This is a genomic window from Rhodococcus sp. LW-XY12 (assembly GCF_019317345.1).
GTDB lineage: Bacteria > Actinomycetota > Actinomycetes > Mycobacteriales > Mycobacteriaceae > Rhodococcus > Rhodococcus pyridinivorans.
On the sequence record NZ_CP079225.1, the window covers coordinates 1669881 to 1685869 of the forward strand.

Consider the following 15989-nt stretch of genomic DNA (forward strand, 5'->3'; position numbering starts at 1 on the left):
CATGGCCGAAGCGCGTGATATCGGGGACGGCATCCACGTCGTTCCCGTCCCGGTGGCGGACCTGCCCGTCGGCGACACCCAGGTCTACGTGATGGAATCCCCGCGCGGCGTCGTCCTCGTCGACGTCGGCTGGAACGACGACCGGTCGTGGGCGGCGCTGCAGGACGGCCTGGCCACGGCGGGCCTGTCGGTCACCGACGTCGAGGGCGTGGTGGTCACCCACTTCCACCCCGACCACGTCGGGCTCACCGGACGCATCCGGGAGGCCTCCGGGTGCTGGGTCGCGATGAACGAGGCCGACTTCGCCCACCTCGAGGTCATGCTCTCCGACGACGACCGCCGTCCCCAGGAAGCCGAACTGCTGCGCCGCGCAGGGGCACCCGAGGACGCGATCGAGGAGTCGCTCGCCACCCTCGTACCGGCGGTCGGCCGTCCCGACGCGCTGCCCGACCGCAAACTCGGTGCCGACGAGACGATCCCGCTGACGGGACGATCCCTGCGCACCGTGCTGACCCCCGGCCACACCGCCGGCCACGCGTGTTTCCTGCTCGAGGAACACGGCGTGCTGTTCAGCGGCGACCACGTCCTCGCGACCACGACCCCGCACGTCGGCGAGTTCGATTTCCCTCTGCCGCAACGCGACGCGCTGGGGGAGTACCTCGACTCGCTGCGCGCGGTCGCCGGCCTGCCCGTGCGACGCGCACTGCCCGCGCACCGGCAGCAGATCGACGACCTGCCGCACCGCGTCGGCGAATTGATCGCCCATCACGACCAGCGCCTCGACGATCTCTACGACGCGTTCGGCGACGAGGAACTCACGCTGTGGGAGGCCACCGCCCGCATGCGCTGGTACCGGCCGTGGGACGAGACTCCCTTGCACGGCAAGCGGATGGCGCTCGCAGAGGGCTCGGCGCACGTCCGGCAGCTCATCGAGCGGGGACGGGTCCGTCGCGTGCCCGGTACGGAACCCGCCCGCTTCGCGCGCGTGCAGACCCGATGAGTCCCGACGAGCTGGTCACCGAGTTCTGCCGTCGCTGGGCCGATCCCGATCCTGCCGAGCTCGCGGCCTTCTTCGCCGAGGATGCGGTCTTCCACAACATCCCGATGGAACCGATCCGCGGCCGCGCGGCGATCGAGAAGTACATCGTGGGCTTCGTGACGTCCTTCGGGGCCATCGACTACCGCATCCACCACCAGGCGGTCTCCGGCAACGTCGTGCTCAACGAACGCACCGATGTGTTCACGATGAACGGCCGGACGATCGAGCTGCCCGTCACAGGCGTCTTCGAGATCGTCGACGGTAAGATCGCGGCCTGCCGCGACTACTTCGATCCCACACCCTTCACCACCGGAAACTGACCGGCCTCTGGGACACCGAAGGCCCTGGAACACCTGAAGGCCCCGCTTCATGAGAAGCGGAGCCTTCGTGGTGCCCTCGGCAGGATTCGAACCTGCGACTTCTTGCTCCGGAGGCAAGCGCTCTATCCCCTGAGCTACGAGGGCATCCGGACCACCGGATGACCGGAGGTGCGGGAGTTAGCCTAGCGCATCGAACGCTCAACTCCACATCGCCAGGTCAGAGCCGGTTTTCGGCCCGAAGTTGCGGTTCGCCCGCGCGAAGACTCAGTTGAGGGGCAGCGGTTCGGCGCCGCGCTCGGCGAGTAGCGACCTCATCAGGTCCGACTCACCCTGCTGCGTCGCGACCATCGTGCCCGCCAGATTGCGCACTGCCGAGGTGCTCGCGTACTGCTCGCCGTACTCCATCATCGGCAGACCACCCTCGTGGTGGCGCAGCATCAGCTGAAGGAAGAGCACGTCCAGTTCGGGACCGCGAGCGGCCCGGAGATTCGCGAGATCCTCGGAGGTCGCCATCCCCGGCATCAGGTGCGAGCCGTCCGAGTCCTCGGACTCGGCGGTCGCACCGTGATCACCGTGTCCGTGACCCGTCTCCGTCTCGGTCATCCACTCCATGTACTCGCCCGTCGGCAGCGCCGGCTGTCCCCACAGTGACAACCAGCCCTGCATCTGACCGATCTGGTTCTGCTGGGTGGTGAGGATGTCGTACGCGATGTTGCGGATCCGATCGTCCTCCGAGTTGGAGACCACCACGGCGGCCATCTCGACGCCCTGGTCGTGGTGCACGATCATGTCCTGCGCGAATCCGACGTCCACCGAGCCGGCCTCCGGCGCCGCCTGCGCGGAGTCCTCGAAGGGGATCCGGGACAGGAACCCCGCGAGGAAACCGACGGTGACCGCAGCGACGGTGAGCAGCACCAGCAGCAGCCGGTTGTGCCCACCACGCTCGGGGGTGGAGATGTCCGAGGAGGTCTCGCTCATCGTCAGCTCCCGGCCGGTGCTTGCTGCATGTCGCCCGCGGTCTCCGCGTTCATCGGCACCGCGTCGGGGCTGGGCTCGGAGGCGTCGAAGGCCGGCGGGTTCGCCGGATCGAACGAACCGGGGATCGTCGAGCAGCTCGCACCCACCTCGGGGTAGGTGTACTGGTTCAGGCGCAGCGCGCTGATGAACTGGTCGATGCGCTCGTCGTCGACGCTGTCGACCTCGAGCCGGTGACCCCACGACTGCAGTGAGACGGGAGCCTCGAGTCCCGGATACGGTGACATCATCATGTAGGTGCGGCCGTCGACCTTCGCGCGGAGCGTGTCGACCGCGGCGTCGTCGAGCAGATCGGGGTTGTATGCCACCCACACGGCGCCGTGCTCGAGCGAATGCACCATGTTCTCGTTCCGCACAGGCTGCTCGTAGACCGTTCCGGTGCAGGTCGCCCAGACGGAGTCGTGAGGGCCACCGAACGGCGGCGACTGGTCGTACGCGACGCGCTGGCCCGGCGCGACGTGCACACCGGCCGGGTACTCCATCTTCAGCACGCCCTCGATGTCGTCCGACGGGTCCTGGTTGGACTCCGACGGCGTCCATGCCGACATCTCCTGCTGGTTCTGATACTTCGGGATGAGGCTCACAGCGATCACGGCGACCAGCACGACGACCAGGGCCACGCCGCCGATCGTCAACCACGGGATCTGGCGCTGCGCGGAGACCCCGGGAGCGCCGCCGCTCTTCTTCTTGGCGGCCTGAATGGCCTTCGACGACTTGGCTCCGGTCTTCTTGTTACCGGAGCCGCCACTAACCGAACCGCTGGGCATCGCTGTGTGCTCTTTCGACGGGTGGACAGGCGGACGCGCGCCCATCGGGCGCACAAACACCCACAACTCTACGGGCGTGCTCTCGCGCGGTGCCCCGACCTGCCGGTAGGGGGAGCGTCGGCGCCGCGATCGACCAGCCAATAGGATGGACACCTGTGACTCCCTCCGACCTTGCTCAGCTGCTCCGCGGAACCGCCGCCGGTGTCCTCACCGACCGTGGTCTCGACGCGTCCGTTCTTCCCGAGACCCTCACCGTCGAGCGCCCGCGCAATCCGGAGCACGGCGACTACGCGACCAACGTCGCGATGCAGGTTGCGAAGAAGGTCGGCGTCAATCCCCGCGAACTCGCCACCTGGCTCGCCGAAGCCTTGACCGCCGCCGACGGCATCGACTCCGCCGAGGTCGCGGGCCCCGGCTTCCTCAACATCCGGCTCGCCGCCGACGCCCAGGGAGCGATCGTGGCGAAGGTGCTCGCCGAGGGCGCCGCCTACGGCACCGGCAGCGACCTCGCGAACACGAGGATCAATCTCGAGTTCGTCTCCGCCAACCCCACCGGCCCGATCCACCTCGGTGGCACCCGCTGGGCCGCGGTCGGCGACGCGCTCGGACGCATCCTCACCGCCCAGGGTGGCGAGGTCACCCGCGAGTACTACTTCAACGACCACGGCGCGCAGATCGACCGCTTCACCCGGTCGCTCATCGCCTCCGCACTCGGACAGCCCGCCCCCGAGGACGGCTACGCCGGCGCGTACATCGTCGACATCGCCTCCTCCGTGCTCGAGCAGCGCCCCGACGCCCTCGAGCTCCCCGAGGACGAGCGGCACGAGACGTTCCGCTCGATCGGCGTGGACCTGATGTTCGCGCACATCAAGCGCACCCTCCACGAGTTCGGCGTCGACTTCGACGTGTACTTCCACGAGAACTCCCTCTTCGAGAGCGGAGCCGTCGAGAAGGCCGTCGAGACCCTGAAGGCGTCGGGCAATCTGTACTTCGACGACGGCGCGTGGTGGCTCAAGAGCACCGATTACGGCGACGACAAGGACCGTGTCGTCATCAAGTCCGACGGCAACGCCGCCTACATCGCCGGCGACATCGCCTACTTCCAGGACAAGCGCTCGCGCGGCTTCGACCTGTGCATCTACATGCTCGGTGCCGACCACCACGGCTACATCGCGCGTCTGAAGGCCGCCGCGGCGGCGTTCGGCGACGACCCCGACACCGTCGAGGTGATGATCGGCCAGATGGTCAACCTCGTCCGTGGCGGCGAGGCCGTGAGGATGAGCAAGCGGGCCGGCACCGTGATCACCCTCGACGACCTCGTCGAGGCGATCGGCGTCGACGCCGCCCGCTACTCGCTCGTGCGTTCCTCGGTGGACCAGAGCATCGACATCGACCTCGAGCTGTGGGCGAGCACCACGAACGAGAACCCGGTCTACTACGTCCAGTACGCCCACGCACGACTGTCGTCGATCGCGCGCAACGCCGCCGATCTCGGCCTGACCGCCGAGGGCGCCGACTTCTCGCTACTCACCCACGAGCGCGAGGGCGACCTCATCCGCACCCTCGGCGAGTACCCCCGGGTGCTGGCAAAGGCGGCCGAACTGCGCGAACCGCACCGCGTCGCCCGCTATCTCGAGGAACTCGCGGGCACCTACCACCGCTTCTACGACGCCTGCCGGATCCTGCCGCAGGGCGACGAGGAGGCCGGACCGCTGCACACCGCGCGACTCGCGTTGTGCGCGGCCGCACGCCAGGTCCTCGCCAACGGCCTCGGCCTGCTCGGCGTCACCGCCCCGGAGCGGATGTGAACGCGCACCCCGCGGGACCGCGTCACGCCCAGATCCCGCACGCCCCCAACCTGCCCGAGCGCCCGGCCGACACCGCGGCGCTCAACGCGCTGGCCCCGCACGTGTGGCCCCGCAATGCCGCGCGCGGCGAGGACGGCGTCATGCGCATCGCCGGTATCCCGGTGACCGAGCTCGCCGAGAAGTACGGCACCCCGCTGTTCGTCGTCGACGAAGACGACTTCCGCTCCCGCTGCCGGGAGATCGCCGAGGCCTTCGGCCCGTCGGCGAAGGTGCACTACGCGTCGAAGGCGTTCCTGTGCAGCGAGATCGCACGGTGGGTTCATCAGGAAGGGCTCTCGCTCGACGTCGCGTCCGGCGGTGAGCTCGCCGTGGCCCTGCACGCCGGATTCCCCGCCGGGAAGATCGCGATGCACGGCAACAACAAGTCCGTCCGCGAACTGCAGGCCGCCGTGACCGCCGGGGTCGGGCACATCGTGCTCGACTCGCTCGCCGAAATCGACCGGCTCGACGCGGTCGCCGGTGAGGCCGGTGTCGTCCAGGACGTGCTCATCCGCGTGACCGTGGGCGTCGAGGCCCACACCCACGAGTTCATCTCCACCGCGCACGAGGACCAGAAGTTCGGGCTCTCGCTCGCCGGTGGCAACGCCATGCAGGCCGTGCGCCGCGTCTTCGCGGCCGACAATCTCCGCCTCGTCGGCCTGCACAGCCACATCGGCTCGCAGATCTTCGATGTCGACGGTTTCGAACTGGCCGCCCACCGCGTCATCGGCCTGCTGCGCGACATCGTCGCCGAGTTCGGTGTCGACAAGACCTCGCAGATGAACATCGTCGATCTCGGCGGTGGTCTGGGCATCTCGTACGTGCCGAGCGACGACCCGCCGCCGGTCGCCGACCTCGCGGCGAAGCTGGGCGACATCGTCCGCACCGAGTCCGCGCTCGCCGGGCTGCCGGCCCCGACCCTCGCGGTCGAACCGGGCCGCGCCATCGCCGGACCGGGCACAGTGACGCTCTACGAGGTGGGAACCCTCAAGGACGTCGAGGTCGGTTCCGGGCACGTCCGCCGCTACATCAGCGTCGACGGCGGCATGAGCGACAACATCCGCACATCGCTGTACCAGGCGGAGTACGAGTCGCGCCTCGTCTCCCGCGTGAGCGACGCCGAGCCGGTGGTCTCGCGCGTCGTCGGCAAGCACTGCGAGAGCGGCGACATCGTCATCCGCGACGCTTGGATGCCCGCAGACGTCGCAGCCGGTGATTTACTGGCGGTCGCGGCGACGGGTGCATACTGCTACTCGATGTCGAGCAGGTACAACCTGCTTCCTCGCCCCGCCGTCGTGGCGGTCAAGGACGGCGTCTCGCGCGTTCTGCTGCGCCGCGAGACCCTCGAAGATCTGCTCAACTTGGAGGTTTCGGAGTGACCAGTGTAACGGCGACCGATGCTTCGGGCCGGCGTCCGGTGGGTGTGGCGGTTCTCGGACATGGCACCGTCGGTGCCGAGGTCGCGCGGATCATCCGCGAGGACGCCGCGGATCTCGAGGCGCGCATCGGTGCCCCCCTCGAGCTGAGGGGCGTCGCCGTGCGCGACGCCGCCCGCGACCGGGGTCTTCCCGCGGAACTGGTCACGACGAACGCCGAGGCGCTGATCCGCCGCGACGACGTCGACATCGTCGTCGAGCTCATCGGTGGCATCGAACTGCCCCGCAAGCTCGTGCGCACGGCGCTCGACGCCGGCAAGTCCGTCGTCACCGCCAACAAGGCACTGCTCGCCGCCTACACCGGCGAACTGGCCGAGGTGGCCGAGGCCCGCAACGTCGACCTGTACTTCGAGGCGTCCGTGGCCGGCGCGATCCCGGTGATCCGCCCGCTTACCCAGTCGCTCGCGGGCGACAAGGTCAACCGGGTCGTCGGCATCGTCAACGGCACCACGAACTACATCCTCTCGGCCATGGACGAGACGGGCGCCGACTACGGCGAGACGCTCGCCGAGGCGGGCCGCCTCGGATACGCCGAGGCCGATCCCACCGCCGACGTCGAAGGCTTCGACGCCGCCTCGAAGGCGGCGATCCTCGCGTCGATCGCCTTCCACACCCGCGTGACGGCCGCCGACGTCTACCGCGAGGGCATCTCCTCGATCACCGCCGCCGACCTCACCTCGGCGCGCGCGCTCAACTGCACGATCAAGCTGCTCGCGCTGTGCGAGCGCGTCCCGTCCGTCGACGGCAAGGACCGCGTGTCCGCCCGGGTCTACCCGGCCCTCGTGCCCCGCGAGCACCCGCTGGCCTCGGTCAACGGTGCGTTCAACGCCGTCGTCGTCGAAGCGGAGTCCTCGGGTCGGCTCATGTTCTACGGCCAGGGTGCCGGTGGCGCCCCCACCGCCTCCGCCGTGATGGGCGATCTCGTGATGGCCGCCCGCAATCGGGTGCAGGGCGGTCGTGGTCCGCGTGAATCGAAGTACGCGCAGCTGGAAATCGCGCCCATGAGTGACATCCTCACCCGCTACTACGTCAATCTGAAGGTCGCCGACCGCGCCGGCGTGCTCTCCGCGGTCGCCGCCGAGTTCGCCACGCGGGGCGTGAGCATCGCAGCGGTCCGCCAGGAAGGCGCGGGCGACGCTGCCCGTCTGGTGGTACTCACCCATCAAGCCACCGACCGTGCGCTGGCGGATACCGTCGCAGCGCTCGACAAACTCGAATCCGTGATCGCTGTGACCAGCGTCCTGAGACTGGAGGGATCCGCCGAATGAGCGCGGCCGAGAAGAACACCACCCCCGTACACACGCCGTGGCCGGGCCTAATCGAGGCGTACCGTTCGCGCCTGCCGATCGGTGACGACTGGAAGACGGTCACGCTGCGCGAGGGTGGCACGCCGCTGCTCCCGGCTCCGCGCCTGTCGGAGATCACCGGCTGCGAGGTGCATGTCAAGGTCGAGGGTCTCAACCCCACCGGCTCGTTCAAGGACCGCGGTATGACCATGGCGGTCACCGAGGCCCTCGCGACCGGCAAGCAGGCGGTGCTGTGCGCGTCCACCGGCAACACCTCGGCCTCGGCCGCCGCCTACGCCGCGCGCGCCGGCATCGGCTGCGCGGTTCTCGTCCCGCAGGGCAAGATCGCGATGGGCAAGCTCGCCCAGGCCGTCATGCACGGCGCGAAGATCGTGCAGGTCGAGGGCAACTTCGACGACTGTCTGGAACTGGCACGCAAGACCACCGCGGAGTTCTCCACCATCGGTCTGGTCAACTCCGTGAACCCGGTGCGTATCGAGGGCCAGAAGACTGCCGCCTTCGAGATCGTCGACGCGCTCGGCGACGCCCCCGACGTGCATGTGCTGCCCGTCGGCAATGCCGGCAACATCACCGCCTACTGGAAGGGCTACAGCGAGTACGCCGCCGACGGCCTCAGCACGCGCCGCCCGCGCATGCTCGGCGTCCAGGCCGCTGGTGCCGCGCCGCTCGTCCTCGGCCATCCGGTGAAGGATCCCGAGACCATCGCGACCGCCATCCGCATCGGCGCTCCCGCATCGTGGAACGGCGCGGTGGCCGCCAAGGAGGAGTCGAACGGCGCATTCCGTGCGGCGACCGACGAGGAGATCCTCGAGGCGTACCGGCTGCTCGCGAAGTCCGAGTCGATCTTCGTCGAGCCGGCCTCGGCCGCCTCCATCGCAGGTCTGCTCGCCGCGAGCAAGGAAGGCTGGCTCGAGCGGGGCCTGAAGGTCGTGTGCACCGTGACCGGCAACGGTCTCAAGGACCCCGATACGGCCCTGCGCGACGTGCCCGTGGTCGAGCCCATCCCGGTCGACCCGGTCGCGGTCGCCTCCGCGCTCGAGTTGGCCTGAGTTGACCGCCACGCCTTCCTCCGTTGGGAATCAGGACATGACGCAGACGTTGCCCGTGGGGCTTTCGGTGACGGCACGGGTTCCCGCTTCGAGCGCGAATCTCGGTCCCGGCTTCGATTGTCTGGGTCTCGCCCTCGGTCTGTACGACGAGATCACCGTCACGACAACGGCTTCCGGGCTCGACGTGAAGGTGGAGGGGGAAGGCGCCCAGGAGGTTCCGTGGGGACCCTCCCATCTCGTGGTCCGTGCCGTCGAGCGGGGACTCGAGGCCGCCGGTGTGTGGGCGGACGGACTGGACGTCGTGTGCCACAACGTCATCCCGCACTCGCGTGGCCTGGGATCCTCCGCCTCGGCGGCGGTGGGAGGGCTGGCAGCGGCCAACGGGCTCGTCCGCAAGATCGCTCCCGAGCGCGTCCTCGACGACGAGCAGCTCGTGCAGCTCGCCTCCGAGTTCGAGGGCCATCCCGATAACGCCTCCGCGAGCGTCCTCGGTGGGGCAGTGGTGTCGTGGACCGAGGTCGAAGTCGACTCCGAACAGCGGACCTACCGCGCGGTGAACCTGCGTGTGCACCCGGACATCAAGGCATACGCCTTCGTCCCGTCGGTCCGTTCGTCCACGGCCCACACCCGGGGCCTGCTGCCCGAACTCGTCCCGCACCGGGACGCGGCGTTCAACGTCAGTCGGGCGGCTCTCGCGGTGGTCGCGCTCACCGAGCGACCCGAGCTGCTGATGCCGGCGACGCAGGATCTGCTCCACCAGGCCCAGCGGGCACCCGCACTGCCGCTCACCACCAAATGGGTGGCCGCACTGCGCGAGGCGGGCATCCCCGCCGTCGTCTCGGGTGCCGGGCCGACGGTGCTCGCGCTCACGACCTCCGCGTTGCCCGACGAGCTGCGGGCCGCCGCCGAGGCCGACGAACTGACGGTGCTCGACCTCGAGATCGCCGAGGGCGTCCAGGTCGACTGAGTCGACGCGCGGTGCTGGGGAACCGACGGATGGTGCCGGATGGGGGTCGACGGGTGGTGCAACACACACGTCCCATCCGGCACGGCGATTCTTGCTCTACGTACAGATCGTCGCTATTCTGTGGGGTGTCCGCACGTCGTGCGTATCAGTCGCCGGATTCTCCAGGGCAATCACTCCAGCTCCATCGGGGCGTCGAGCCTGGATCGATCCTCACCTGCTCCCGGATCCGGGAGGGGGACAGACCGCACCTACCGGATTTCGGTGTGGTGGCGGACGTGCCGACCGTTCGTTTTCCCTGAACTCGTACGGCAAATCCCAGCTCAGTGGACGAACTGATCTGCGGGACGAACCCTCTGCTGCGCATGGAGCGAGCGAGGGAAGGAAGGATCTCCGTGACAGATACGGACCTGATCACTACACCTGCTCTCGACATTCCCGAGGCCGGTAGCCGGACGACCACGCGCGGTCGCCGCGGAGCAGGCCTTTCGGGCATGGTGCTTGCCGAGTTGCGGACTCTTGCCGCCGAGCTCGGAATCAAGGGCACCTCCGGGATGCGCAAGGGTGATCTCATCGCTGCGATCAAGGAGAAGCAGGGAGGCGGCGGCGCCGCACCTGCCGAGCAGCCTGCAGCCGAGAAGACCGCTGCCCCCGAGAAGACCGAAGCAGCAGCGAAGACCGAGACGGCCGACAAGCCCGAGGGAGCGCCCTCGCGTGGCACCCGCGGTCGCCGTGGCCGTGCCGCCGCCGACGAGACCGCCGCACCCGAGCAGAAGGCCGACGCCGAGCCGGCCGAACAGAAGGCCGACGTGAAGTCCGGCGACGAGGGCTCGCAGGAGAAGCCGCAGGGCGGCCAGACCCCCAGCGGCGACAACGAATCCGACGGTAACCGTCGCGGCCGTGGCCGTCGCGGACGCCGCGGTGGCGACAACGCCGACCAGAACCAGCAGGCCGAGGGCGCCGACGCGTCCGAGGACGGCCGTCAGGATCGCGACTCGCAGCGCGAGAAGAGCCAGGATCGCGACTCGCAGCGCGAGCGTGGCCAGGACCGTAACTCCGGCGACGGCTCCTCGCGCCGCGACCGCAACCAGGGTGATCGCAACCAGGGCGACCGCAACCAGGGTGATCGCAACCAGGACGCCAGCGATCGCGACGGCGGTAACCAGGGTCCGCGCCAGGGCCAGGACAACCGTGGGGGAGACGACGAGGAAGGCGGCCGCGGTCGCCGGGGTCGTCGCTTCCGTGAGCGTCGTCGTGGACGCGACCGTGGCGAGAGCGGTTCGGACTCGCGCGAGCCCGAGATCCGCGAGGACGACGTCCTGCAGCCGGTCGCCGGCATCCTCGACGTCCTCGACAACTACGCGTTCGTCCGCACCTCCGGCTACCTCGCCGGCCCGAACGACGTGTATGTGTCGATGAACATGGTGCGCAAGAACGGCCTGCGCCGCGGCGACGCCATCACCGGCGCCGTGCGGGTTCCCCGCGAGGGTGAGCAGGGCAACCAGCGTCAGAAGTTCAACCCGCTGGTCCGCCTCGACACCGTCAACGGCCGCGAGGTCGACTCGGCCAAGCGCCGCCCCGAGTTCAACAAGCTCACGCCGCTGTACCCCAACCAGCGACTGCGCCTCGAGACCCAGCCGAACATCCTCACCACGCGCGTGATCGACCTGGTCATGCCGATCGGTAAGGGTCAGCGCGCACTCATCGTGTCGCCGCCGAAGGCCGGTAAGACCACCGTCCTCCAGGACATCGCCAACGCGATCGCCGTCAACAACCCCGAGTGCTACCTGATGGTCGTGCTCGTCGACGAGCGTCCCGAAGAGGTCACCGACATGCAGCGTTCGGTGAAGGGCGAGGTCATCGCCTCGACCTTCGACCGGCCGCCGTCGGATCACACCTCGGTCGCCGAGCTCGCCATCGAGCGTGCGAAGCGTCTCGTGGAGATGGGCCAGGACGTCGTGGTGCTTCTCGACTCCATCACCCGTCTCGGCCGCGCGTACAACAACTCGTCGCCGGCATCCGGACGCATCCTCTCCGGTGGTGTCGACTCGACCGCGCTGTACCCGCCGAAGCGTTTCCTCGGTGCTGCCCGCAACATCGAGAACGGCGGATCGCTCACGATCATCGCCACCGCGATGGTCGAGACCGGTTCCACCGGCGACACCGTGATCTTCGAGGAGTTCAAGGGCACGGGTAACGCCGAGCTCAAGCTCGACCGGAAGATCGCCGAGCGGCGCGTGTTCCCGGCGGTCGACGTCAACCCCTCCGGTACGCGCAAGGACGAACTGCTCATGAGCCCCGACGAGTTCGCCGTGGTGCACAAGCTCCGCCGCGTGCTTTCGGGCCTCGATTCGCACCAGGCGATCGATCTGCTCATCGACCGGCTCAAGAAGTCCAAGACGAACATCGAGTTCCTCATGAATGTGGCGAAGACCGCACCGGGGGCACTCGACGACTGACGTCGGCGCCCCGGGGAATTTCTTCCCGGGGCCCTACGTTTGGCATAATCGACAGGCTCAGTCCGGCTCCGGTTCACGTCTTCGACCCGCGAAGGCGACCCGGCGGCCATGAAAGGGACACCATGAAGGCAGGAATCCACCCCAACTACGTGACGACGACCGTCGTCTGCGGTTGCGGTAACACGTTCGAGACGCGCAGCACCAAGGAGTCGGGACGTATCAACGTCGAAGTCTGCTCCAACTGCCACCCGTTCTACACCGGCAAGCAGAAGATCCTCGACACCGGTGGACGCGTCGCGCGCTTCGAGGCTCGCTACGGCAAGCGTGCGCCGAAGAAGGCCGCTTCCGACAGCTAGCTGTCACGCCGACGCCCGGTACTGCCCTCGTGCAGGCCGGGCGTCGGCTTTTTCATTGCAAGGATCGAAATCAGAGCGGAGCACACTCATGGCGGGGCAGACCAAGCCGTCGGCCATCGACGACATCCTGGCCGAACACGCGGGTCTGGAGCAGCAGCTGTCCGACCCGTCGCTGCACGACGATCCTGCGGCAGCGCGTCGGGTGGGTAAGCGGTTCGCCGAACTCGCCCCCGTGATGTCGACCTACAACGCTCTGAAGCAGGCCCGCGAGGATCTCGAGGCGGCGCGCGAACTCGCCGCCGACGATTCGTCGTTCGCGTCCGAGGTCGACGACCTCGAGGCGCAGGTCGCCGAGCTCGACCGCTCGCTCACCGACCTGCTCGCCCCGCGCGACCCGCACGACGGCGACGACGTGGTCCTCGAGGTCAAGTCCGGTGAGGGCGGCGAGGAGTCCGCCCTGTTCGCCGGCGATCTCACCCGGATGTACACGCGCTACGCCGAACGTGCCGGTTGGCGCGTCGAGGTCCTCGGTGCCACCTACTCCGATCTCGGTGGCTACAAGGACGTCACGCTGTCGATCAAGTCGCGGACCGACGTGCGCGACGGCGTGTGGTCCCGTCTGAAGTTCGAGGGCGGCGTGCATCGCGTCCAGCGTGTGCCCGTCACCGAGTCGCAGGGACGCGTGCACACCTCCGCGGCCGGCGTCTTCGTCTACCCCGAGCCCGACGAGGTCGAGCAGGTGCAGATCGACGAGAGCGACCTGCGCATCGACGTCTACCGGTCGTCCGGCAAGGGCGGTCAGGGTGTCAACACCACCGACTCTGCCGTGCGCATCACGCACCTTCCCACCGGCATCGTGGTGACCTGCCAGAACGAACGCTCGCAGCTGCAGAACAAGGCCCGCGCGATGCAGGTCCTCGCGGCGCGCCTGCAGGCGGCGGCCGAAGAGGCGGCCGAGGCCGAGGCGTCGGCGGGTCGCGCCAGCCAGGTCCGGACCGTCGACCGCTCGGAGCGCATCCGCACCTACAACTTCCCCGAGAACCGGATCACCGATCACCGCATCGGTTTCAAGTCCCACAACCTCGACGCGGTGCTCGACGGCGAACTCGACGCGCTGCTCGACGCCCTGGGCGCTGCGGACAGAGAAGCCCGGCTCGCGGCGGAGTAACGCCACGAACCGGGCTACGTCCGGGGAATCAGCTCAGTCGTCGGTTTCGCCGGGCACCTGGGCGATGTCGATACCCGGGAGCAGGAAGCACTGCTCTCCCGCTTCGTTCTCGTGCATGCCCCAGATCGCAGACAGCACAGTTCCAGCTTCGGGTTCGGTCAGAGCGGTGGGCACGCCGAACACTGCCGGGTTCGATTCCAGCGTCGCATTTCCGGTCGCCCCGGTGTTGACGTTGATCCACGAGACCGTGGCACCGCCGACACTTTTCTGGTTGATCGCGTAGAAGAGTTCGTCCCCTTCGACTGCCTTGTTCTCGGTATATGTCAACGACTGTGTTTCCGCGATTCCGGCCGGGCACAGCAATGGAGTCGGCTGAATATCGATCGGCGCGGCAGTGGCGGTTCCGGCCCCGGCGAAGGCGGCCGCTCCACCCATCGCGACCACAGCAGCTGCGCGCAGGGCACGTGATGTCTTCGTCATAAGCACTCCTTTCGTTGGTCCCCGAACCCTTCGGACGCTATGGGCATGTGGCAGTTGTTGGGACGTTCTTGACCTATTCGTATCGGCTTCGTGACCACGTGGCACCCTGGACGCGTGAGTCGTCAACCTCTGCGCCTGGCCATCATCGAAGCGGCATCGGTCCTCGAGGAAGCCGGAGTCCCGAGTCCCCGGGTCGACGCCGAACTTCTCGCAGCGCACCTGCTCGGCATCGAGCGCGGGCGACTCGGTCTGGTCCCGCTCGTCGAGGCGACGACCATCGACGCCTACCGCTCGATGGTCGAACAACGGGCGAAGCGGATTCCTCTGCAGTACATCACCGGCACCTCGCCGATGGGGGAGATCGACCTGGCAGTGGGGCCGGGGGTGTTCGTCCCGCGACCCGAGACGGAACTGCTGCTCGGGTGGGCGCTGGCCTTCCTCGAACGCCACGGCAGCCGCAACCCGGTCGTCCTCGACCTGTGCACCGGATCCGGCGCGCTGGCGCTGGCGATCGCGCATGCGCGTCCCGACGCCGAGGTCCACGCCGTCGAACTCGAAGCGAAGGCCCTCGCCTGGGCGCGTCGGAACGCCGAGACCCGCGCGGAGGAAGGGGACACCCCGATCCGGCTGTACCAGGGCGATGTCACCGACCGCATGCTGCTCACCAACCTCGAAGGCAGTGTCGACCTGGTGGTCGCCAACCCGCCCTACATCCCGGAAGGAGCCGACCTCGAACCCGAGGTGGTCGAACACGATCCGCACTCGGCGCTCTTCGGGGGAGCGGACGGACTGTCCGTCATCCGGCCCATGGTTTCCAACATTGCGCGGTGGCTGCGGATCGGGGGAGCGGCAGCGGTCGAGCACGACGACACGCACAGCCTGCTGGTCGCCGAACTGTTCGAGCAGCGTCGGGTGTTCGGCGACGTCGTGCGGCACCCCGACCTCGCCGGGAAGGCCCGCTTCGTGACCGCGCACCGTGTTCCTACGGCGGTGGAGGCCGACCGCATGAAGTCGGTACGGTCTGCGGCGGACGGCTGACGGGCAGGACCCGTCCGGTGCCGATTGGGGCCGAAGTGGAAGGATGAGCGCGTGAGCACCGTGTACGACTGCAACAACGAAGCTTCGCGCGCCGCCGGACTCAACGCGGCGCGCGGCGCACTCAAGGCCGGACGACTCGTCGTCGTACCCACCGACACGGTGTACGGCATCGCTGCCGACGCCTTCGACTCCGACGCCGTAACGGCGCTCCTGCGCGCGAAGGGGCGCGGCCGCGACATGCCGGTGCCGGTCCTCGTCGGCTCCTGGACGACCATCGACGGTCTCGTCGCCTCGGTGCGTCCCGAGGCGCGGGAGTTGATCCGCGCGTTCTGGCCGGGCGGACTCAGCCTCGTGGTGCACCAGGCACCGTCCCTGGCCTGGGATCTCGGCGACACCCGCGGCACCGTCATGCTCCGCATGCCGCTGCACCCCGTCATCCTGGAACTGCTGCGCGAGGTCGGTCCGCTCGCGGTCTCCAGCGCCAACGTCTCCGGTCGGCCCCCCGCCACGAACGTCACCGAGGCGCGCGAGCAACTCGGAGCATCGGCGAGTGTCTATCTCGACGGTGGCCCGGCAGACCACGGGGTCGCATCGACGATCGTCGACCTCACGGGCGACCGCCCACGCATCCTGCGCGAGGGTGCGGTGACGGCCGAAGCACTCGCGGAGGTGCTCGGTGACGATCCCGAGCGCCTTCGGTCCGGCGGGGAGTAGCGGCGGAGGA

Annotated in this window: 15 protein-coding genes and 1 tRNA gene; 12 read left to right on the forward strand and 4 right to left on the reverse strand. The window is 68.7% G+C overall.

All coding sequences use genetic code 11. The features are described from left to right. Position 1: 1 nt before the first annotated feature. Both KXC42_RS07810 and KXC42_RS07815 read left to right on the forward strand, forming a co-directional pair. Entirely contained in the window at positions 2-1000 is a 999-nt protein-coding gene (locus KXC42_RS07810) for an MBL fold metallo-hydrolase (protein ID WP_024103693.1), read from the forward strand. Next, positions 997-1359 (forward strand): nuclear transport factor 2 family protein, encoded by a 363-nt coding sequence (locus KXC42_RS07815; protein WP_006552574.1) that lies wholly within the window; start codon positions 997-999, stop codon positions 1357-1359. The genes KXC42_RS07810 and KXC42_RS07815 overlap by 4 nt, the downstream gene beginning before the upstream one ends. Positions 1360-1427: 68 nt before the next feature. Here KXC42_RS07815 and KXC42_RS07820 read toward each other — a convergent pair. From KXC42_RS07820 to KXC42_RS07830, 3 genes are all read right to left on the reverse strand, one after another. Then, positions 1428-1503: transfer RNA gene (locus tag KXC42_RS07820), tRNA-Arg, on the reverse strand. 120 nt (positions 1504-1623) lie between these two features. Then, positions 1624-2337 (reverse strand): DUF305 domain-containing protein, encoded by a 714-nt coding sequence (locus KXC42_RS07825; protein ID WP_006552575.1) that lies wholly within the window; start codon positions 2335-2337, stop codon positions 1624-1626. 2 nt (positions 2338-2339) lie between these two features. Then, positions 2340-3161, reverse strand: coding sequence for a DUF3105 domain-containing protein (locus KXC42_RS07830; protein ID WP_219130138.1), 822 nt, complete (start codon positions 3159-3161; stop codon positions 2340-2342). Positions 3162-3316: 155 nt separating this feature from the next. Between KXC42_RS07830 and argS the strand changes: the two genes are divergently transcribed. From argS to prfA, 8 genes are all read left to right on the forward strand, one after another. Further along, positions 3317-4969 (forward strand): arginine--tRNA ligase, encoded by a 1653-nt coding sequence (gene argS, locus KXC42_RS07835; RefSeq protein ID WP_006552577.1) that lies wholly within the window; start codon positions 3317-3319, stop codon positions 4967-4969. Then, the gene (gene lysA / locus KXC42_RS07840) at positions 4966-6387 is read left to right on the forward strand and encodes a diaminopimelate decarboxylase (protein ID WP_024103697.1); all 1422 of its coding nucleotides are present in this window, start codon (positions 4966-4968) and stop codon (positions 6385-6387) included. Before argS ends, lysA begins: the two co-directional genes overlap by 4 nt. 38 nt (positions 6388-6425) lie before the next feature. After that, positions 6426-7712, forward strand: coding sequence for a homoserine dehydrogenase (locus KXC42_RS07845; protein WP_006552579.1), 1287 nt, complete (start codon positions 6426-6428; stop codon positions 7710-7712). Further along, a complete protein-coding gene (gene thrC / locus KXC42_RS07850; protein ID WP_006552580.1) occupies positions 7709-8800 on the forward strand; it encodes a threonine synthase in 1092 nt (363 codons plus the stop codon). The genes KXC42_RS07845 and thrC overlap by 4 nt, the downstream gene beginning before the upstream one ends. A gap of 37 nt (positions 8801-8837) precedes the next feature. Next, a complete protein-coding gene (gene thrB, locus KXC42_RS07855) occupies positions 8838-9767 on the forward strand; it encodes a homoserine kinase (protein WP_219130139.1) in 930 nt (309 codons plus the stop codon). 392 nt (positions 9768-10159) lie between these two features. Then, positions 10160-12223, forward strand: coding sequence for a transcription termination factor Rho (rho, locus tag KXC42_RS07860; RefSeq protein ID WP_071936353.1), 2064 nt, complete (start codon positions 10160-10162; stop codon positions 12221-12223). A 122-nt stretch (positions 12224-12345) separates the two neighbouring features. After that, positions 12346-12579, forward strand: a complete 234-nt coding sequence (gene rpmE / locus KXC42_RS07865) for a 50S ribosomal protein L31 (protein WP_006552583.1) — start codon at positions 12346-12348, stop codon at positions 12577-12579. 88 nt (positions 12580-12667) lie between these two features. After that, positions 12668-13747 carry a peptide chain release factor 1 gene (gene prfA, locus KXC42_RS07870; RefSeq protein WP_060654829.1) on the forward strand — a complete coding sequence of 360 codons (1080 nt, stop codon included), beginning with the start codon at positions 12668-12670 and terminating at the stop codon, positions 13745-13747. Between the two features lie 33 nt (positions 13748-13780). On the opposite strand, the gene KXC42_RS07875 is transcribed toward prfA, so the two are convergent. Beyond that, a complete protein-coding gene (locus KXC42_RS07875) occupies positions 13781-14227 on the reverse strand; it encodes a hypothetical protein (protein WP_033097978.1) in 447 nt (148 codons plus the stop codon). A gap of 114 nt (positions 14228-14341) precedes the next feature. On the opposite strand from KXC42_RS07875, the gene prmC reads away from it, so the two are divergent. Together prmC and KXC42_RS07885 are read left to right on the forward strand one after the other, a co-directional pair. After that, positions 14342-15265, forward strand: coding sequence for a peptide chain release factor N(5)-glutamine methyltransferase (gene prmC / locus KXC42_RS07880; RefSeq protein ID WP_006552586.1), 924 nt, complete (start codon positions 14342-14344; stop codon positions 15263-15265). 51 nt (positions 15266-15316) lie between these two features. Continuing rightward, entirely contained in the window at positions 15317-15979 is a 663-nt protein-coding gene (locus KXC42_RS07885; RefSeq protein WP_071934696.1) for an L-threonylcarbamoyladenylate synthase, read from the forward strand. The last annotated feature ends 10 nt before the right edge of the window (positions 15980-15989 follow it).

Bases quoted from the DNA above. Each gene is read 5' to 3' on its own strand.
- KXC42_RS07815 (WP_006552574.1), top strand. From the start codon at position 997: ATGAGTCCCGACGAGCTGGTCACCGAGTTCTGCCGTCGCTGGGCCGAT.
- KXC42_RS07825 (WP_006552575.1), bottom strand. From the start codon at position 2,337: ATGAGCGAGACCTCCTCGGACATCTCCACCCCCGAGCGTGGTGGGCAC.
- KXC42_RS07875 (WP_033097978.1), bottom strand. From the start codon at position 14,227: ATGACGAAGACATCACGTGCCCTGCGCGCAGCTGCTGTGGTCGCGATG.
- KXC42_RS07810 (WP_024103693.1), top strand. From the start codon at position 2: ATGGCCGAAGCGCGTGATATCGGGGACGGCATCCACGTCGTTCCCGTC.
- rpmE (WP_006552583.1), top strand. From the start codon at position 12,346: ATGAAGGCAGGAATCCACCCCAACTACGTGACGACGACCGTCGTCTGC.
- KXC42_RS07830 (WP_219130138.1), bottom strand. From the start codon at position 3,161: ATGCCCAGCGGTTCGGTTAGTGGCGGCTCCGGTAACAAGAAGACCGGA.
- thrB (WP_219130139.1), top strand. From the start codon at position 8,838: ATGACGCAGACGTTGCCCGTGGGGCTTTCGGTGACGGCACGGGTTCCC.
- thrC (WP_006552580.1), top strand. From the start codon at position 7,709: ATGAGCGCGGCCGAGAAGAACACCACCCCCGTACACACGCCGTGGCCG.
- prfA (WP_060654829.1), top strand. From the start codon at position 12,668: ATGGCGGGGCAGACCAAGCCGTCGGCCATCGACGACATCCTGGCCGAA.